16 protein-coding genes and 1 pseudogene are annotated in these 18,087 nt (G+C 60.0%); 10 read left to right on the top strand and 7 right to left on the bottom strand.

The features are described 5' to 3' along the window. The first annotated feature begins 5 nt into the window (after window positions 1-5). The 3 genes from HX866_RS20915 to HX866_RS20925 all read left to right on the top strand — a co-directional run bounded on the left by HX866_RS20915 (window position 6) and on the right by HX866_RS20925 (window position 5,692). Window positions 6-4,436: an RHS repeat-associated core domain-containing protein gene (locus HX866_RS20915; RefSeq protein WP_177140347.1), complete on the top strand. Its 4,431-nt coding sequence runs from the start codon at window positions 6-8 to the stop codon at window positions 4,434-4,436. A gap of 13 nt (window positions 4,437-4,449) precedes the next feature. Further along, window positions 4,450-4,923: an SMI1/KNR4 family protein gene (locus tag HX866_RS20920; protein WP_177093993.1), complete on the top strand. Its 474-nt coding sequence runs from the start codon at window positions 4,450-4,452 to the stop codon at window positions 4,921-4,923. 157 nt (window positions 4,924-5,080) lie between these two features. Further along, entirely contained in the window at window positions 5,081-5,692 is a 612-nt protein-coding gene (locus HX866_RS20925) for an Imm43 family immunity protein (RefSeq protein ID WP_177140348.1), read from the top strand. Between the two features lie 54 nt (window positions 5,693-5,746). On the opposite strand, the pseudogene HX866_RS20930 reads toward HX866_RS20925, so the two are convergent. Beyond that, a pseudogene (locus HX866_RS20930) lies at window positions 5,747-6,058 on the bottom strand (Panacea domain-containing protein); the annotation flags it as partial. 12 nt (window positions 6,059-6,070) lie between these two features. Next, on the bottom strand, window positions 6,071-6,238 hold the full coding sequence (locus tag HX866_RS34085) for a Panacea domain-containing protein (RefSeq protein WP_218179741.1): 168 nt from the start codon (window positions 6,236-6,238) through the stop codon (window positions 6,071-6,073). 490 nt (window positions 6,239-6,728) lie between these two features. Here HX866_RS34085 and HX866_RS20935 point away from each other — a divergent pair, with 490 nt between their 5' ends. Beyond that, a complete protein-coding gene (locus HX866_RS20935) occupies window positions 6,729-7,133 on the top strand; it encodes a hypothetical protein (protein WP_177125577.1) in 405 nt (134 codons plus the stop codon). 86 nt (window positions 7,134-7,219) lie between these two features. Here the strand turns inward: HX866_RS20935 and HX866_RS20940 are convergent, their stop codons facing one another. Further along, a complete protein-coding gene (locus HX866_RS20940; RefSeq protein WP_177125576.1) occupies window positions 7,220-7,633 on the bottom strand; it encodes a helix-turn-helix domain-containing protein in 414 nt (137 codons plus the stop codon). Window positions 7,634-7,847: 214 nt separating this feature from the next. Between HX866_RS20940 and HX866_RS20945 the strand changes: the two genes are divergently transcribed. From HX866_RS20945 to HX866_RS20955, 3 genes are all read left to right on the top strand, one after another. After that, window positions 7,848-8,174, top strand: a complete 327-nt coding sequence (locus HX866_RS20945) for a hypothetical protein (RefSeq protein WP_256344962.1) — start codon at window positions 7,848-7,850, stop codon at window positions 8,172-8,174. A gap of 257 nt (window positions 8,175-8,431) precedes the next feature. After that, the gene (locus HX866_RS20950; RefSeq protein ID WP_256344963.1) at window positions 8,432-12,853 is read left to right on the top strand and encodes an RHS repeat-associated core domain-containing protein; all 4,422 of its coding nucleotides are present in this window, start codon (window positions 8,432-8,434) and stop codon (window positions 12,851-12,853) included. After that, entirely contained in the window at window positions 12,853-13,110 is a 258-nt protein-coding gene (locus HX866_RS20955; RefSeq protein ID WP_177140349.1) for a hypothetical protein, read from the top strand. Before HX866_RS20950 ends, HX866_RS20955 begins: the two co-directional genes overlap by 1 nt. A 90-nt stretch (window positions 13,111-13,200) precedes the next feature. Here HX866_RS20955 and HX866_RS20960 read toward each other — a convergent pair whose 3' ends face one another. From HX866_RS20960 to HX866_RS20970, 3 genes are all read right to left on the bottom strand, one after another. After that, on the bottom strand, window positions 13,201-13,476 hold the full coding sequence (locus HX866_RS20960; protein WP_003213368.1) for an HU family DNA-binding protein: 276 nt from the start codon (window positions 13,474-13,476) through the stop codon (window positions 13,201-13,203). Between the two features lie 188 nt (window positions 13,477-13,664). Further along, window positions 13,665-14,813, bottom strand: coding sequence for an NAD(P)/FAD-dependent oxidoreductase (locus tag HX866_RS20965; RefSeq protein ID WP_177093989.1), 1,149 nt, complete (start codon window positions 14,811-14,813; stop codon window positions 13,665-13,667). Window positions 14,814-14,855: 42 nt separating this feature from the next. Beyond that, on the bottom strand, window positions 14,856-15,023 hold the full coding sequence (locus tag HX866_RS20970) for a rubredoxin (protein WP_003213373.1): 168 nt from the start codon (window positions 15,021-15,023) through the stop codon (window positions 14,856-14,858). 203 nt (window positions 15,024-15,226) lie between these two features. Here HX866_RS20970 and HX866_RS20975 point away from each other — a divergent pair, with 203 nt between their 5' ends. Together HX866_RS20975 and ubiA are read left to right on the top strand one after the other, a co-directional pair. Further along, entirely contained in the window at window positions 15,227-15,790 is a 564-nt protein-coding gene (locus HX866_RS20975; RefSeq protein ID WP_177094129.1) for a chorismate--pyruvate lyase family protein, read from the top strand. Beyond that, a complete protein-coding gene (ubiA, locus tag HX866_RS20980; RefSeq protein WP_177093988.1) occupies window positions 15,790-16,680 on the top strand; it encodes a 4-hydroxybenzoate octaprenyltransferase in 891 nt (296 codons plus the stop codon). The genes HX866_RS20975 and ubiA overlap by 1 nt, the downstream gene beginning before the upstream one ends. Window positions 16,681-16,819: 139 nt before the next feature. On the opposite strand, the gene HX866_RS20985 is transcribed toward ubiA, so the two are convergent. Further along, a complete protein-coding gene (locus HX866_RS20985) occupies window positions 16,820-17,197 on the bottom strand; it encodes a COG4315 family predicted lipoprotein (protein ID WP_177093987.1) in 378 nt (125 codons plus the stop codon). A gap of 154 nt (window positions 17,198-17,351) precedes the next feature. Here HX866_RS20985 and phoB point away from each other — a divergent pair, with 154 nt between their 5' ends. Further along, window positions 17,352-18,041, top strand: coding sequence for a phosphate regulon transcriptional regulator PhoB (gene phoB, locus HX866_RS20990; protein WP_003176964.1), 690 nt, complete (start codon window positions 17,352-17,354; stop codon window positions 18,039-18,041). The last annotated feature ends 46 nt before the right edge of the window (window positions 18,042-18,087 follow it).

The following is an 18,087-nucleotide window of genomic DNA, read 5'->3' on the forward strand; positions in this document are numbered from 1 at the left end:
CATGCATGTCTGACGCACTGTGGGCCGCCCGGCTGGGCGATGGACTGTCCCATACCTCGATGATGGCCGATATTCTCGGCGGTGTGCTGGAGGTGGCGGCCAATGTGGCAATCACCGCACTGGCGACCGCTGCCGTGGTCGCCGCGACCGGAATCACGGTCGCCACCGGCGGGCTCGGGGCCTGTGTGCTCGGTGCGGTGGTCGGGGTCATCGTCGGTGTGGCAATGAGCAAGACCGGCGCCGACAAGGGCCTGAGCAAGATGTGCGAGGACATCGGCAACGGCCTCTTTCCGCCCACGGTACAGGCCACCATTCTCAGCGGCTCCACCGACACCCTGATCAACTCGATCCCCGCCGCCCGTGCCGCCGGCGCGGTTCCGTCCCATGTCGCGCCGGCGGGTACGCCCGAGAGCGAAGACGCCGCCCCCGCCGACAGCGACAAGGCCGGGGAACCGGGTTTTCTCGACATGGCCAAGGGCTTTTTCTCGCAGATGTGGCGGCCCACGGTGGCGACCCCGGCCCCTGGCGCGGTGCCCAAGCCGCTGGACCTGGTCACCTGCATGAAGCATCCGCCGATGCCGCCGCAGTTTCTTGCAGAAGGCTCGGAGAAGGTCAGCATCAATGGGCAGCCCGCCGTGCGCAGTGGCGACCGCAGTACCTGTGACGCTACCGTGGTTTCGACCGGACTGATCTCACCCAACGTCACCATCGGCGGTGGTTCGGTGGTGGTGCGTGAGATCCGCAGCGGCAAGACGCCCGGCGTCGGGTTGGCCATCACCGCACTCATGATGCTCAAGGGCAGCAAGGGCAAGTTTCTCAGCAATCTGCCGTGCATGTTGCTGGCCGGGGTCAATTCCTTTGTGGTCAGCCAGGCCATGGGCGCGCTGACCAACGCCATCGCCGGCTCGCCGAATCCGGTACACGCGGCCACGGGCGCCAAGGTACTGGGGGGCGAGAACGAACTGGACTTTGTCCTGCCCGGCATCCTGCCCATCGACTGGCAGCGTTTCTACAACAGCCGCGATGAGCGTGGCGACAGCTTGCTCGGCGCGGGCTGGAGCCTGCCCTATGAAGTCAGCGTGCAGATCGAAGTGCATCCCGAAGGCGGCGAGCGGCTGATCTACACCGACGAACAGGCACGGCGTATCGATATGGGCTCGATCCCGTTGGGCGGTGCGGTGTTCAGCCCCGGAGACGGCCTGGCGGTTCGGCGCAACAGCAATGGGCAACTGTTGATCGAGAGCGATGACGGCTTGTATCGCCTGTTCGAACCGACCCTGACCGATCCTGCTCTACTGCGCCTGAGCCAGTTGGGTGACCGCAACGACAACCGGATCTATCTCGACTACGACGAGTCGGGACGTCTGGTTCGACTGCGTGACACCTTCGATCTAGTGCAAGTGGAGCTGATCTACAGCCCCCAGTGGCCACGGCGGGTCAGCCAGATCGAGCGGTTGTTTGCCGATCAGCAACGCGAGGTGCTGGTCAGCTACAACTACGACGGCAGCGGCGACCTGGCCGAGGTGCGCGACACCCTGGGCCAAGTGCAGCGGCGCTTTGCCTACGATAACGGGCGGCGGATGGTCGAGCATCAGTTGCCCAGCGGATTGCGCTGTTTTTATCAGTGGGCTCAGATCGCGAACCTTGAGTGGCGGGTGATTCGGCACTGGACCGATGAAGGCGACGAATATCTATTCGACTACGACCTGAGCAACGGCATCACCCGTGTCACCGACGGATTGAAGCGTGTGAGCATCCGTCGCTGGAACCCACAGCAGCAGATCACCGAATACACCGACAACCTCGGCCACACCTGGCACTTCGAGTGGAACGACGAGCGCCAGTTGCTCGGTGCCACCGATCCTCAGGGCGGGCAGCACTCGTTCAGCTACGACGAAGCGGGCAACCTCAGCGCCAGCGTCGATCCGTTGGGGCGCAGCGAGTCGACCTTGTGGCTGGAGCACTGGTCGTTGCCGCTGGTGCAGACCGACACGGCGGGCAACAGCTGGCAATACCGCTACGACCCGCGCGGCAACTGCACCCACGAGACCGATCCGTTGGGGCAAGTCACCCAATATCACTTCGATGCCCAGGGCCAGACAGTCGAGATCATCGATGCCACGGGCAAAAGCAAAACCTTGCAATGGAACGACCTCGGGCAGTTGATTCGCCATGTCGACTGCTCGGGTTCGCCGACCACCTTCGGTTACGACCGGCGCGGTCATCTGCAGACGGTCACCGATGCCCTCGGCGAGCGCGTGACCTACCAGCACGATGCCCAGGGTCGCCTGTTGCAGAGCCAGCTACCGGACGGGCGCGTCGAACAGTACCTGCGTGACGGCAGCGGCCAACTCACCGGTTATGTCGATCCGGCCGGACACAGCACCGGCTATCAATACGACCGTCGCGGACAGGTGCGCCAGCGCATCGATGCCCATGGACGCCAGGTGCAGTTCGGCTATGACGCCTATGGGCGTTTGCAGGCGCTGACCAATGAGAATGGCGAGAGCTATCGCTTTGCCTGGGACGCCGGCGACCGCCTCACCGAACAACGCGATCTCGACGGCAGCGCCCGGTGTTATGGCTATGACGCGCTGGATAACGCGACTCGCGTGGAATACGTTGCGGCACCTTTTGGCAATGGACTGGCGCTGGTACCGACGCAACCGGTGGCGCCTATCGTTCATCAGTTGGAGCGCGATGCGGTGGGACGCCTGATCGCCAAGATCACCGATGATGGGCGTACCGAGTACGCCTACAACCCGCTGGACCAACTCACCGCCATCTGCTTTACCGACAACGACGGTCACGAACAAAAGCTCGGCTTTGCCTATGACGCCCTGGGCCAGTTGCTGGAAGAACAGGGCGCGTCGGGTAGCCTGCTGCATCACTACGATGAGCTGGGCAACCTGATACAGACACAGTTACCGGATGGGCGCTGGCTCAATCGGTTGTATTACGGCAGCGGGCATCTGCATCAGATCAATCTGGATGGCCGGGTGATCAGCGACTTCGAGCGCGACCGTCTGCACCGCGAGGTGTTGCGTACCCAGGGCCAGCTCAGCACCCGCAGTGAGTACGATCGTGTTGGACGCCTGCGCTCGCGCTTGCGCCGCCCTTCCAGCCAGCCGCCGGCACTGCCGGCACCGACGCAAAAGCATTTCGACTACGACCCCAGCGACAACCTGATCGGCCGCCTCGACCGCCAGCCCCGTGGCGACCAACGCCAGTTGCTGCATTACGACGCCACAGGCCGGATCATCGCCAGCCAGGACAGCGTGCAAGGCCAGCAGGAAACCTTCGCCTACGACGCCGCCGCCAACCTGCTGGACGGCCCGCAAGCGGGTGCCGGGCTGGTGGTGCACAACAAGCTGCTGACCTATCAGGACAAGCGTTATCGCTACGATGGATTTGGGCGAATGATCGAGAAACGTAGCGGCAGTCATAGGGTGCAGCGTTTTGCCTATGACGCGGAGCATCGCTTGATCGAGGTGCGCAACCAGGACGGTGCGCGGGAAACCGTGGTGCGCATGACCTACGATCCGCTGGGGCGGCGTATCGGCAAGAGCGAGCACGACAACCATGGCTACCCGTTGGGCGAAACGCACTTTACCTGGGATGGCTTGCGCTTGTTACAGGAGCATCGCAATAGCCAGACCAGCCTGTATCTGTATGCCGATAACGGTTATGAACCGCTGGCGAGGGTCGATGGCAGCGGTGCGTTGCAGAAGGTCCGTTATTACCACAACGACCTGAGTGGCCTGCCCGAGCAACTGACGGAGGAAGATGGCGCCACGGTGTGGCAAGCCCGGTATCGAGTCTGGGGCAACACCCTGGAGGAGATACGCGAACCGTATTACATCGAGGAACAGAACCTGCGATTCCAGGGTCAGTACCTGGACCGGGAGACTGGGCTGCACTACAACACGTTCCGGTTTTATGATCCGGATGTGGGGCGGTTTACGACTCAGGATCCGATTGGGCTCGCTGGCGGGATCAACCTATATCAATACGCACCCAATCCTATTGGATGGGCTGACCCGTGGGGTTGGGCATTTGCGGGCGTGGACTTCACCGGAAGCAGTGATCTGTTCCCGACAGTTGGCTCACAGAAAAATATTGTGACCATCCAGATGCAGGGAGCCAGGGGGCGCGATTTTACCCAGGCGTTCAAAGAGGCCGGCATCTCCAAAAAAGCAGCAACGGGTTATACCTGGCACCATGTGGATGACTTCAACCCCAAAACGGGCACCACCACAATGCAGTTGGTCAGGACACCTGCGCATGAGGCGACATTCCCCCATGGCGGATCGGTTGCTCAGTATGAAAAGCATTTCAAGGTCAAGTACGAGAGCAACGAGTCGGTCCTGGCAGCGTCCAAAAAAGGCTGGCTAGCCAACAAGATCCCTAAATCTAAACTCGGGCGCTGCCCATGAACGGAGATTAACGATGATCGAGAATACATTTTCGAATGACGAAGCGGCCATTAGTCCGGCAGATCTCGACAATCTGGAGTCCGTAATCGGGAAGAGGCTGCCTATCCCCTTTCGAGACCACTATCTCAGGTACAACGGTGGTGTTCCGGAGCGGACCTATTGGCTTGGTGAAAATTTTGACGAGCCTTTGGAGGTGGCCGCCTTCAAGGCAATTGCTAATGTGTCCTCCACTCTGCTTTCCACTTACCAATCCATGCTGAAAAAGCAGGTTATTCCTCCGCATCTGCTTCCTTTCGCTAACGACTGGGGTGGCAATTTCTTTTGCCTGAACCTTGATTCAGGCGCGATCAGCTATTTCACGACTGACAGCTTTGATAGCAATCTTAGCCCTGACGAAAACCAGGTCAGAGCCGAAAAATCAGTCTGCTCAAACTTTACCCGCTTCGTTCAAGGGTTGATCGACGAAGAAAATCTGGACGAAGACTAGGCCATTTCATCGAACAACAGTCACTGCGCCAGCGCCCTGTCAAAGGACGAAATACCCTTCAAGAAAAGCAAGTATTTCCCACACCTCTCAGGCGTGGGAAATACTGTGCACGCTAGTAGCGAGGGCTAGGGTTTGGTGGTCGCTACAAGAGGCTTTCATGTTCTACACCCTTGCATTCAAGAAAGACAAAAACTGCCCCACCTTCATCGATGGTGTCATTCATGAGTCGTTCAGCCCTGGTGCTTATGACGACTCGATGGACGCCGGCTGGCACGACGCGGGCCCCGACGAAGAGCTCGCTCCCCTCCCGGGAAAGCTCGTGCTTATTACCAAGGACAAGTGCTATGACTTTGATTTCTGCACAGCCTTTGAGGGGCATATTGTCAGTGAGCGCTTCCTGAAGGTCTTCCAAAACCTCAAGACTTCACGATGGGAGGTCGCAGAACTGGGGATCGTCAATCCAAAGGGCATTTCAGTCGCACAGCGAAAGTATTTTTTCATGCGTCAACAACGAGCAGAAAAGGAAGCTGCCGACGTAATCGATCAGACACGGTCGAAGATAAATTTTCGAGCGAACGGCGAAATCAAAAACATCGTCAGCCTGGCAATCAAAGAAAACGTCAGTGTAGATTTTTTTAGTATCGATGAAATTATTTTGCTGGGATTTGTATTTCTCTCGTCCTACGCAGCTGCTGCACTTAAAGAACTTAATCTAGTAGGTGCTGAAGTGTTCGACACAAGAAAAATCTGCTCAATTGATAGAGCCTAAACATTACTCGATAGGCAGGTGACTTTTTCAGCAGCTCTTACTTTCTCGATTACTTTATTTTTGGACAACCTGCGAGCCATCGATTTCCGCCGTATACTTCGTTCTGAAAAACTCACAAATTTCAGATTTTGGCATAACGACCTCGCCACGCTCCTCCGGACTCAAACTACCTCTAGCGTTCATCCACGGCACATCTTTATGCGTCATGCTTTCAAGTGTTTTTGCAGGCAGATCAGCGTAAGCCTCAAAAACCTGAATCAGTATGTCTTCGGCCTCAGCGGAAACGATTGGAATTTTTTGATCTTCGGGAGTCGGTAGAGGACTCCATCCGTACTTTTTAAATTCCTGAAACACCTCAGGAACAACCGGCCCATGATCTCAAGCCTGAATTTGCTCAGGAAAAAGTTCTTTATCAATCAGCGTCTGAGTCCAGGCTTCCGCATAATAAAGCAGCTTCTGAACCTTCAAATTCGTAATGAGATCGCCAGACCCAGCACACTTCGCTACAAACCAATTCGCTATATCCATAGCTTTGTGAAGCGCCATAATCACTCCTCCTATTACCGCTACATACTCTCACTCACCACATAACCAGTCAACGCACAAGCATTTCATGCAATGCATTCTAGTTTCTGCCTCACACTATCAATACACTCTTCCTACAAACTCTGGCGTCATTTATTTATTAATTTGATACTCAGCTCATGCCTCAAATCACCAACAGGAGAAATATCTCGCCAAAAAATCTCGTATTTCCTACACACTTCAGACGTGGGAGAATATTGTGTGCGCCCGCAGTGAGGGCTAGAGTTTGGTTGTCGCTGCAAATTCAGCGATACGGGTTTCGCAGCCCGCTAGTGAATAGGCGCACAGCGCCGCGAAAGCGGTATTTTTGTACTCGCGTTATGGCGAGCTGTGCGCAGGAGGCCTAGCCCTGCCGGTTCCTATTCACCGGTCTGCGAACCTGCGTGCAGTTCGCCACCCTTGTGTCGCAGCAAGAGTGGATGAATCCCTTATCTTGAATAGGAGAGTCTCCATGACTAGCAAGAAGATCACCCCCGATCCGCCAACCGCTCGCAAAATCCCGAGCACCGCAGATAAAGAAACGTACCTACGTAAAATTCCGAATAGTCCTTCAGGCAAGGCAGAATCGAACCCTCCAGGCATACCTCGATTACTCGACACTCTCGCCTTCACTTCCTCAAAACCCGTCATTCCCGAAGATCCTTGCAAGCCTACGCTGTTCGCCATCCAACCAGGCATCAATGCCCAGGATGCGCTGACCTACGTGTCACGACTGCTCGAAACCGCAGAACTCAATGGCGACGAAATCAGCCTGCATACCAATCCGGTCGAGCGGGCGCTGTTCTGGGGCATGCTGCATTCGGTGGAGGTGGCCCGTGCGGTGGTGGATGCACTGCTAGAGGACACGTCCTCGTAACAGCGATAAGCGAAGCGATCCTCACGGCATAAAATCCCGATAACGGTCAGCCTGTCATTTTTCAGCGCGTTATCGGGATAATCAAACTAGGCAACACCCCGCACAAAAAACTCAGCAGGGACCTTAAAAAATTCGGAAAACTTTTTTACCTGTGCAACAGTCATTTTTCTTTTATCGTTTAAAATCTCAGAAATCGCACTTTGAGTCGCAATGGCAGAAAGATCCTTTTGCTTGCCCCTTCTTTCATCCATCAGAAATGCCAACGCTTGCGGCTGAGAAGAATAAGGGATCAAAACCGTTTCAGTCTCATATTCATACACACGATCAGCCACCAGCTCCGCAAAGCGCACAGCCGCATGATCCTCACTGTCCGCATGTGAGTAAAGCTCATCAATCAGTGCCATTCGATTATTAAGATCGTTGTCATCCTTGATGCTCTCATGACATGCGGATAGCAACCGGGCCGAATTTTCTACTTGATCGCTCAGTTTTTCAAACATGCGGGATATATCCTTTATGAATATCAGATATTTTTCAAAATCCAGGCTGTCATCCTAATTGATCGGCGCCTCGTACGGCCCCATTGGAAAAACAATGAAACGTTCTAACCATCAGGCCAGTCGTCGCTCACCCACACCAGCCAAAAGCAGCATCCCCAACGTGGTCTATCCTTGAGGCGTCACTAGAGCCGGACCTCGACACAGGAGACAGCGAATGGATGCACGAGAAAGAGCGTTGATGCGGGCCAGCGTGGCCTTGGGGTTGTTGATCAGCACCCTGAAAAAACACGATCTGGAAGCCCCGCTTTCCCTGGACGATCCACATTTCAAGGAACTGATCACCCACCTGCGGGACAATTTGCTGGAGGCTCAAGCAGACAAGAGCGTTTCCAGTGTCATGGTCTCGATCAACAAGGCCTTCACCGATGGCGTGCTGCTCAATGCTGGCAGCGTGGGCAGCTTGTTGACGGCCCTGAAAAGGGTCGATGGGCTGCTCAAGGAAGCCGGCGAGCATCACACGCCATTGCATCTGGCCGGCTGACCCACGCCACCCTTGTGGGAGCCGGCTTGCGGGCGATGACGATCGGGCAGACGGTGCAGGGCTTGCGGGCGCCATCGCGAGCAAGCTCGCTCCTACAAGGGGGAGCGGTGCTTATGGAATTGTGTGCCCGCTATTTGCTCGACAACTGTGATCCACCCCCGCAATCACAGTAGGAATAATTTCCCGCCAACATCAGATCATTCATACTTTGCGCCGCTCTTGACCTGATGATGGACCACCTGTCTTGATGACCTTTCATGTCTGACGCGCTCTGGGCTGCCCGCCTGGGTGACGCGTTGTCCCATACCTCGATGATGGCCGATATTCTCGGCGGCGTGCTCGAGGTCGCGGCCAACGTTGCCATCGGCGCACTGGCGACCGCCGCCGTGGTCGCCGCGACCGGGATTACGGTCGCCACCGGCGGGCTCGGGGCCTGCGTGCTCGGTGCCGTGGTCGGCGTCATTGTCGGCGTGGCGATGAGCAAGACCGGCGCCGACAAGGGCCTGAGCAAGCTGTGCGAGGACATCGGCAACGGCCTCTTTCCGCCCACGGTGCAGGCCACCATTCTCAGCGGCTCCACCGACACCCTGATCAACTCGATTCCCGCCGCCCGCGCCGCCGGCGCCGTACCGTCCCATGTCGAAGCGGCCGGCACGCCAGACAGCGAAGAACCAGCCCAGGAAGCCAGTTACCTGGATATCGCCAAGGGCTTCTTTGCCCAGATGTGGCGCCCCACAGTCGCGACTCCCGCCCCCGGCGCCGTGCCCAAACCCTTGGATCGGGTGAATTGCACCAAGCATTCGCCGATGCCAGAGCAGTTTCTCGCCGAAGGTTCAAAAAAGGTCAGCATCAACGGTCAGCCCGCCGTGCGCAGTGGCGACCGCAGCACCTGTGACGCCACCGTCGTTTCGTCCGGTTTGATCTCACCCAACGTCACCATCGGCGGCGGCTCGGTGGTGGTACGCGAGATCCGCAGCGGCAAGACCCCCGGCGTCGGCCTGGCCATCACCGCACTCATGATGCTCAAGGGCAGCAAGGGCAAGTTCCTCAGCAACCTGCCGTGCATGCTCTTGGCCGGGGTCAATTCCTTTGTGGTCAGCCAGGCCGTGGGCGCGCTGACCCAGGCCATCGTCGGGTCGCCAAACCCGGTACACGCCGCCACCGGCGCCAAGGTCCTCGGCGGCCAGGACGAGCTGGACTTTGTCCTGCCCGGCATCCTGCCCATCGACTGGCAGCGCTTCTACAACAGCCGCGACGAGCGGCGCAACGGCTTGTTCGGCGCGGGTTGGAGCGTGCCCTATGAAGTCCGCGTACAGATCGAAGCACACCCCGAGGGCGGCGAACGCCTGATCTACACCGATGAACAGGCCCGGCGTATCGACATGGGCTCGATCCCGTTGGGCGGCGCGGTGTTCAGTGCGGGTGAAGGGTTGAGCGTGCGTCGGCATGGCAACGGTCAGTTATTGATCGAAAGCGACGACGGCGTCTATCGGCTCTTCGAAGCAGCCTTGGGCGAGCCCGGCCATTTGCGCCTGACGCAACAGGGCGATCGCAACGACAACCGGATCTATCTCGACTATGACGAATCGGGACGACTGGCGTGCCTGCGCGACACCTTCGACCTTGTACAAGTACAACTGATCTACAGCGACCTATGGCCGAACCGGGTCAGCCGGATCGAGCGCCTATACCCGGATAGCCCAAACGAGTTGCTGGTCAGCTACGCCTACGACATTCGCGGCGACCTGTCGCAAGTCCTGGATGCCACCGGCCACGTACAACGGCGCTTCACCTACGACGACGGCCAGCGCCTGGTCGAACACCAATTGTCCGTTGGCCTGCGTTGTTTCTATCAGTGGGCACAGGTCGACGGCCGTGAATGGCGGGTGGTGCGGCACTGGACCGACGAGGGCGATGAGTACGCTTTCGACTACGACCTGGACGCCGGAACCACCCGCATCACCGACAATCTCAAGCGCACCAGCATCCGGCGTTGGAACCTACAACAGCAGATCACCGAATACACCGACACCCTCGACCAGACCTGGCAATTCCAGTGGAACGACGAACGCCAGTTGCTCGGCGCCATCGACCCCCAAGGCGGGCAGTACCCGTTCAGCTACGACGAAGCCGGTAACCTCAGCGCCACCCAGGACCCGCTGGGCCGCAGCGAGTCGACCCTGTGGCTGGAACATTGGGCACTGCCGCTGGTGGAAACCGACGCGGCGGGCAACAGCTGGCAGTTTCGCTACGACAGCCGCGGCAACTGCATCCAGGAAATCAACCCGCTGGGTCACGTCACCCGTTATCGCGTCGACGCCCAGGGCCAGACCGTCGAGATCATCGACGCCAGCGGCAAAAGCAAAACCCTGCGCTGGAGCCCCCTCGGCCAGTTACTCGAACATGTCGACTGCTCCGGCTACCCGACACGCCTGGGCTACGACGAGCGCGGCCTGTTACGCACGATCACGGATGCCCTGGGCGAACGCACCCAGTACGACTACGATCCCCAGGGCCGTCTGCTGAACAGCCACTTGCCCGATGGCCGTACGCACCAGTACCAGCGCAATGCCGACGGCCAGTTGATCGGTTACATCGACCCGGCTGGCCAAACCACCGTCTACCGCTATGATCGTCGCGGCCAGGTGCGCCAGCGCGTCGACGCCAGCGGGCGGCAGGTGCAGTTCAGCTACGACGCCTATGGACGCTTGCAGGCGCTGACCAACGAGAACGGCGAACACTATCGATTCACCTGGGATGCCGGCGACCGTCTGGTCGAGCAGCAGGACCTGGACGGCAGCGCCCGCCGCTACACCTACAACGCCCGCAACGATGTCACCCGCGTCGACGCTCTACCCGCGCCCCATGGCAGCGGCCTGGCCTCGGTGCCGGCAACGCCGGTCGCGCCGATTGTCCACCATCTGGAACGCGATGCAGTCGGGCGCCTGACGGCAAAAGTCACCAACGACGGGCGCACCGAGTACCGCTACGACGCGCTGGATCAACTGACGGCGGTCACCTTTACCGATACCGACGGCAACGCCCAGAGCCTCGGCTTCGCCTATGACGTCCTTGGCCAGTTGCTCGAAGAGCAAAGCGCGGCGGGCAGCCTCCAGCATCACTACGACGAACTCGGCAACCTGATCCAGACACAGTTGCCGGACGGTCGTTGGCTCAATCGGCTGTATTACGGCAGCGGCCATCTGCACCAGCTCAATCTCGACGGTCGGGTCATCAGCGATTTCGAGCGCGACCGCCTGCACCGTGAGGTGCTGCGTACCCAGGGTCAGCTCGGCACCCGCAGCGAATACGACCGCGCCGGACGCCTGCGTTCGCGCCTGCGCCGCCCGAACAGCCAACCCTCGGCGCTGCCCGCCCCGGCGCAACAGCACTTCGACTACGACCCAGCCGATCACCTGGTCGGCCGCCTCGAGCAACAGCCGGGTGGCGCCCATCGACAGCTGATGCACCACGACGCCAGCGGTCGCATCGTCGCCAGCCAGGACAACGTCCAGGGCCAGAACGAGACCTTCGCCTACGACGCCGCCGCCAACCTGCTGGACGGCCCCCAGGGCGGTCGGGTGCTGCACAACAAGCTGCTGACCTACCAGGACAAGCGCTACCGCTACGACGCCTTCGGCCGGATGATCGAGAAGCGCAGCGGCAGTCATCGGGTCCAGCGTTTCACCTATGACGCCGAACACCGCTTGATCGGGGTGCGCAACCAGGACGGTGCACGGGAAACCCTGGTGCGCATGCGCTACGACCCGCTGGGCCGGCGCATCGCCAAGAGCGAGCACGACAGCCATGGTTACCCCTTGGGCGAAACCCGCTTCACCTGGGACGGTCTGCGCCTGCTGCAAGAACACCGGCACAGCCTGAGCAGCCTTTACCTCTACGCCGACGACGGCCACGAACCGCTGGCCCGGGTCGACGGCAGCGGCGCATTGCAGAAAATCCGCTATTACCACAACGACCAGAGCGGCTTGCCCGAGCAACTGACGGAAAGCGACGGCCATGTGGTCTGGCAGGCCCGCTACCGGATCTGGGGCAATACCGTCAGCGAAACCCGCGAGCCGTATTACCTGGAAGAGCAGAACCTGCGCTTCCAGGGCCAGTACCTGGACCGCGAAACCGGACTGCACTACAACACCTTCCGCTTTTACGACCCGGATATCGGGCGCTTTACCACGCCCGACCCGATCGGCCTGGCCGGCGGTATCAACCTGTATGCCTATGCGCCGAACCCGCTGACCTGGGCCGACCCGCTGGGCCTGAGCAAATGCAGTGGCGGTGCCGCCAAGGGCCCGCCTGGACCGACGCTGCCGAAGAACATCGCCGACACCTTCACCGGTGGCGGGTACAAGAACCGTAAACTCGCCACCAACGAGACGTACTACAAGTACCATGGCGTCGATAACCGCACCGGGCGCAAATTCGCCTGGCTCACCAATCAGAAATACACGTCGGAAGACACACTGCGCGCCGACCTCGCGATCCGTCATGACTGGGGCGTCAAGATCACCCGGGTATCGGAATTCAACGTGCCCAAGGGCACCTGGATCAGCGAAGGGCCGGCGGCGCCGCAAGGTGCCGGCTACCCCGGTGGCGGCTATCAGGGTGTGGTCTCGAACCTGCCCCGCGCGTGGGTCGTCAATACTTTAGGAGTTCCCTGGTAATGCCGTTGACCGCTTTATTGAGCGCATTGGACACGCTGATTGCGCAGTTGCAGAAGAGTCGCAACGAGTCCGCCCAGTTTTTCATCGACAAGGCAGCCGAACTCAAGGCAGCCAACAACATCCGCGAAGCCCTGGAACGGCTTTCGACCTGCCGGGCCATGGCGCAATACGGCAACTTTTCCTACACCGAGGAAAGCCAGCTGGAAGTGGTGGTGGATGCCGCCGCCGCGTGCCTGGCAGCACTCCCGAAACCTTGAATCGCGGGCATAAAAAAAGGGCACCCGATCCCATCGGCGTGCCCATTTTTTCTACAGCCCTCCCGTTGCTCCGAGAGTGTTACCTGACGCTTACGGGTTGACGCTATCTTTGAGCGACTTGCCCGGCTTGAAGGCGACGGTATTGCTGGCCTTGATCTTCACTGGCTCACCCGTTTGCGGGTTCTTGCCGGTACGGGCACCGCGATGACGCTGCAGGAAGGTGCCGAAACCCACCAGGGTGACGCTGTCTTTGCGGTGCAGCGCGCCGGTGATTTCTTCGAGGACGGCGTTGAGCACGCGGTTGGCCTGTTCTTTCGTGAGGTCCGCTTTTTCAGCAATTGCAGCGGCGAGTTCTGGTTTACGCATGATGAAGCCTCTTTGACGGTTTTTTGTTGTTATGTCCGTGCTGTTCTTCCAGAACAGCGCCCAAGGCGCCGCAGGCTCTACTCTGCGGCAGACGGGAGTGAGGATGGCACGAGGCCGGGCACCGCGCCAGTCTCGTTACGACCTTTGTAGGGGCAAAAACCCAGTGTTTACGACAGAAGGACCGGTATTTACGCCAGCAGCGGTGGAAGCTCTTTGTTCAGCGCCAGTTTTTCCATCACCGCAGCGCCGGTCAGGGCATAACCCAGCAGCCGACCGCCGGTATCGCGGCACAAGGCCTTGATGTCGGCGCCCTGCCCTTCGACGGTCCAGACGCCCTCGCTGCCACGGGGCGGCGGCGACACCACCAGCGGGCACACCGGCGTTTTCACGGTGATCGGCATGGCGCCGTAGCTCACCGCAGTCGCATTGCCGGCCAGGGTCTGGGCCAACGCCCGGGCGCAGCTCATCAGTGGCATGACGTACAGCAGGTTCAGGCCATCGACCTCGGCGCAGTCGCCCAGGGCGTAGATATTGGCGTGGGAGGTTTTCAGGTGACGGTCGACCACCACCCCACGATTGACCTGCAAGCCGGCCGCCGCCGCCAGATCGATACGGGGGCGCAGGCCGATGGCCGAGACCACCACATCGCAGGCCAGGGTGGTGCCATCCGACAGATGGGCTTCCAGGTGCTCGCCGCTGCGTTGCAGGCGGTTCAGCACCGGGCCCAGGTGGAAACGTGCCCCGAGGCTTTCCAGGCCGGCCTGTACAGCGGTCGCGGCCGCCGGGTGCAGCAGCGTCGGCATGACCTGTTCGCAAGGCGCGACCAGTTCCACCTGGTAACCACCGAGGATCAGGTCATTGGCGAATTCACAGCCGATCAACCCGGCGCCCAGCAGCAGGACGCGCTGCTTGCCCGCCGCCGCCGCGCGGAAACGCGCGTAGTCTTCCAGGTCGTTGATCGGGAAGATTGCCTCGGGGGCGTCGCCTTCCACCGGCACCCGCACGGTTTCCGCGCCCCAGGCCAGGATCAGGTCGCGGTAGTTCACCGCTTCCTCGCCGATCCACAGGCGCTTGTGGCCCGGGTCGATGCCGCTGATGCGGGTGTGAGTGCGGACCTCGGCCTTGAGCTGCTCGGCCATGGCCCCGGGCTCGGCCATGCTCAGGCCATCGGCGTCCTTGTTCTTGCCAAAGCCGGTGGACAGCATCGGCTTGGAGTAGGAACGCCCGTCGTCGGCGGTGATCAGCAGCAGCGGGGTTTCGCTGTCGAGCTTGCGAAACTCCCGGGCCAGGTTGTAACCGGCAAGCCCGGTACCGACGATCACGACAGGTGCACTCATTCCTTTCTCCAGATCCATTGATTTTGTTTAAAAATTGATCAATCAGCCGATTTCGATCATTTCGAAATCCATTTTGCCGACACCGCAGTCCGGGCACAGCCAGTCTTCAGGCACGTCCTGCCAGAGGGTGCCCGGTGCAATGCCATCATCCGGCCAACCGTCTTTTTCATCGTAAATCAGCCCGCAGACCACACATTGCCACTTTTTCATCTCGTTACTTCCTCGGTTCCCAGGCGTTTTACGGCACGGACAGTCGATGGGTGCAGCGTTGCCGTCCGGCTCAGGGCGTTTTGTACTGATCACAGCCCGCCGATGCAAGCACGATCGACAGCGTGGATGACCCGGACGCTCTAAACGGCCGGACCGCCTGTGATAAGCTCGGCGCCTCACTGGCTGCCAATCAACTGCCCATCGTGCCGCACAAAGCCCCCGTTCCAGCGTCTCCCACCTGGCTCACGCAGAGCCGGCTGAGCACCTCGCCAGACGCACAAACCCTCGACTGGTTATTTGACGAAGGGTCGCTTACTCGTCGTCTTACAGCACTTTCCGATAACGCTTTCAGTGTCACGCCGCTGTTCGAAGGCTGGCAACCGCTGCGCGACGACGAGTGCGCGGCGCTGGAGTTGCCGGGTGAAAGCCTGGGCTGGGTGCGCGAAGTGTATTTGCGCGGTCACGGCCAGCCTTGGGTGTTTGCCCGCAGTGTCGCGGCGCAGAGCGCCTTGCGCGACGGCGGCCTGAATATGGACGAGTTGGGCAGCCGCTCACTGGGTGAGTTGCTGTTCTGCGACCAGGCGTTCGAGCGCCAGGCCATCGAGGTCTGCCATTACCCCGCGCCCTGGCTGCCGCCGGAGCACCGCGCCGATGACCTCTGGGGTCGTCGTTCACGCTTCAATCGCGGGCCGCTGAGCCTGCTGGTGGCAGAGATTTTCCTGCCGAGCCTGTGGCAGGCCGTCAGTACCTGTGGGGAGAACTGCTGATGTACCTGAACCTGCTCAAATCCCTGAACCGCCTGCACCCACGGGCCTGGGACTTTATCCAACTGACCCGCATGGACAAGCCCATCGGCATCTACCTGCTGCTGTGGCCGACCCTGAGCGCGTTGTGGATCGCGGCCAAGGGCGTGCCGTCGCTGAGCAACCTGCTGATCTTCACCCTCGGTGTGATCCTGACCCGCGCCGGCGGCTGCGCCATCAACGACTTCGCCGACCGCAAGGTCGACGGCCACGTCAAACGCACCGAACAACGCCCCGTGGCGGCCGGTCGGATCAGCGGCAAGGAAGCCCTGGCGGTGTTTGCACTGCTGATGGGGATCAGTTTCCTGCTGGTGCTGTGCACCAATGCCAGCACGGTGTGGCTATCCTTTGGCGCCCTGGCGGTCGCGGCCTGCTATCCGTTCATGAAGCGCTACACCTATTACCCACAGGTGGTGCTGGGTGCGGCGTATTCCTGGGGCATCCTGATGGCGTTCACCGCCGAGACCGGCAACCTGCCCGCTGCGGCCTGGTTGCTGTATATCGCCAACCTGATGTGGACGGTGGCGTTCGACACCTATTACGCCATGACCGACCGTGAGGACGACCTGAAGATCGGCGTGAAATCCACGGCCATTCTGTTCGGCGAGGCCGATCGGGTGATTATCCTGACCCTGCAAGGCCTGATGCTCGGCTGCCTGCTGCTGGCGGGCGCGCGGTTCGAGCTGGGGGGCTGGTTCCATATCGGGCTTTTGGCAGCGGCACTGTGTTTTGTCTGGGAATTCTGGGTCACCCGGGACAAGGACCCGCAGCTCTGCTTCAAGATGTTCCTGCACAACCATTGGGCGGGGTTGGCGATTTTCCTGGGGGTGGTGCTGGATTACGCGGTGCGCTGATCCGACACACCTGAACCTATAACGTGCTGATCGACGCGGTCCCCTGTAGGAGCGAGCTTGCTCGCGATGGCGTCCTCAATGACGCTGCAAGGCTTGAGGGCCTCATCGCGAGCAAGCTCGCTCCTACAGGGATGGTGCATCAGTGCTTGGCCATGTGCCACATGCCGCCTTTGCCGTCACCCATGGCATCGCCAGGCTTGGCATCCATCTTGAAGGTGTACATCGGCTTGCCGTCATGCGCCCACTGCATCGAGCCGTCATCGCGCTTGACCATCGTCCATTTGCCTTCGGCCATGGCACCCGCAGGGGCCATCATCGGCGGCCAGTTCTCGGCGCACTTGTCGTTGCACATGGATTTGCCGCCGGCATCCTTGTCAAAGGTGTACAGCGTCATGCCCTTGGCATCGACCATCTTGCCGTCTTTCATCATGGCCGGCTCGGCCGCCGAAGCCAGGGCTGGCAGCGTTAGCGCCACCGCGACCATCAAGGCTTTCAACGAAAACGAAGAATGAGTCATCAGAACCTTCCTTTTGTGGTTGTAGGTTTCGAACTCCCAGCGTAGCCCATGAATGTGAGCCTTGCGGCGTGCCGAAAAAAGCTGTCACATGACTGCAATAATTTCGTTATCTAATGCGGCGCAAGACAGTTAAATGACAAGAGGGTGAAGAGTTATGGTTGGCAGGAGCATTCTGATCGTCGACGACGAAGCGCCCATCCGCGAGATGATCGCCGTGGCGTTGGAAATGGCCGGCTATGACTGCCTGGAAGCCGAAAACTCCCAGCAGGCCCATGCGATCATCGTTGATCGCAAACCCGACCTGATCCTGCTCGACTGGATGCTGCCCGGCACCTCGGGTATCGAGTTGGCCCGACGCCTCAAGCGCGACGAGCTGACTGGCGACATCCCGATCATCATGCTCACCGCCAAGGGCGAAGAGGACAACAAGATCCAGGGTCTTGAAGTCGGCGCCGATGACTACATCACCAAGCCGTTTTCCCCACGGGAACTGGTGGCGCGCCTCAAGGCCGTGCTGCGTCGTGCCGGCCCGACTGATGGTGAAGCTCCCATCGAAGTCGGCGGCCTGCTGCTCGACCCCATCAGCCACCGAGTGACCATCGACGGCAAACCCGCTGAAATGGGCCCCACCGAATACCGCCTGTTGCAGTTCTTCATGACCCACCAGGAACGCGCCTACACCCGTGGCCAGTTGCTGGACCAGGTCTGGGGCGGCAATGTCTATGTCGAGGAGCGCACCGTCGACGTGCATATCCGTCGCCTGCGCAAAGCCTTGGGCGATGCCTACGAGAATCTGGTACAAACCGTGCGCGGCACTGGCTATCGTTTCTCGACGAAAGGATAGGAACAGCTGCGAGCTTCTAGCGACAAGCTGCAAGCCGATCTGCTTC

The organism is Pseudomonas gingeri, from assembly GCF_013386165.1.
Lineage (GTDB): Bacteria > Pseudomonadota > Gammaproteobacteria > Pseudomonadales > Pseudomonadaceae > Aquipseudomonas > Aquipseudomonas gingeri_C.

Excerpts from the sequence above, each read along its gene's own strand:
- HX866_RS34085 (WP_218179741.1), bottom strand. The coding sequence starts at position 6,238 with ATGGCGCTTCACAAAGCTATGGATATAGCGAATTGGTTTGTAGCGAAG.
- HX866_RS20970 (WP_003213373.1), bottom strand. The coding sequence starts at position 15,023 with ATGAAAAAGTGGCAATGTGTGGTCTGCGGGCTGATTTACGATGAAAAA.
- HX866_RS20985 (WP_177093987.1), bottom strand. The coding sequence starts at position 17,197 with ATGACTCATTCTTCGTTTTCGTTGAAAGCCTTGATGGTCGCGGTGGCG.
- HX866_RS20940 (WP_177125576.1), bottom strand. The coding sequence starts at position 7,633 with ATGTTTGAAAAACTGAGCGATCAAGTAGAAAATTCGGCCCGGTTGCTA.
- HX866_RS20945 (WP_256344962.1), top strand. The coding sequence starts at position 7,848 with ATGGATGCACGAGAAAGAGCGTTGATGCGGGCCAGCGTGGCCTTGGGG.
- HX866_RS20925 (WP_177140348.1), top strand. The coding sequence starts at position 5,081 with ATGTTCTACACCCTTGCATTCAAGAAAGACAAAAACTGCCCCACCTTC.
- phoB (WP_003176964.1), top strand. The coding sequence starts at position 17,352 with ATGGTTGGCAGGAGCATTCTGATCGTCGACGACGAAGCGCCCATCCGC.
- HX866_RS20955 (WP_177140349.1), top strand. The coding sequence starts at position 12,853 with ATGCCGTTGACCGCTTTATTGAGCGCATTGGACACGCTGATTGCGCAG.
- HX866_RS20960 (WP_003213368.1), bottom strand. The coding sequence starts at position 13,476 with ATGCGTAAACCAGAACTCGCCGCTGCAATTGCTGAAAAAGCGGACCTC.
- HX866_RS20965 (WP_177093989.1), bottom strand. The coding sequence starts at position 14,813 with ATGAGTGCACCTGTCGTGATCGTCGGTACCGGGCTTGCCGGTTACAAC.
- HX866_RS20935 (WP_177125577.1), top strand. The coding sequence starts at position 6,729 with ATGACTAGCAAGAAGATCACCCCCGATCCGCCAACCGCTCGCAAAATC.
- HX866_RS20950 (WP_256344963.1), top strand. The coding sequence starts at position 8,432 with ATGTCTGACGCGCTCTGGGCTGCCCGCCTGGGTGACGCGTTGTCCCAT.
- ubiA (WP_177093988.1), top strand. The coding sequence starts at position 15,790 with ATGTACCTGAACCTGCTCAAATCCCTGAACCGCCTGCACCCACGGGCC.
- HX866_RS20915 (WP_177140347.1), top strand. The coding sequence starts at position 6 with ATGTCTGACGCACTGTGGGCCGCCCGGCTGGGCGATGGACTGTCCCAT.
- HX866_RS20920 (WP_177093993.1), top strand. The coding sequence starts at position 4,450 with ATGATCGAGAATACATTTTCGAATGACGAAGCGGCCATTAGTCCGGCA.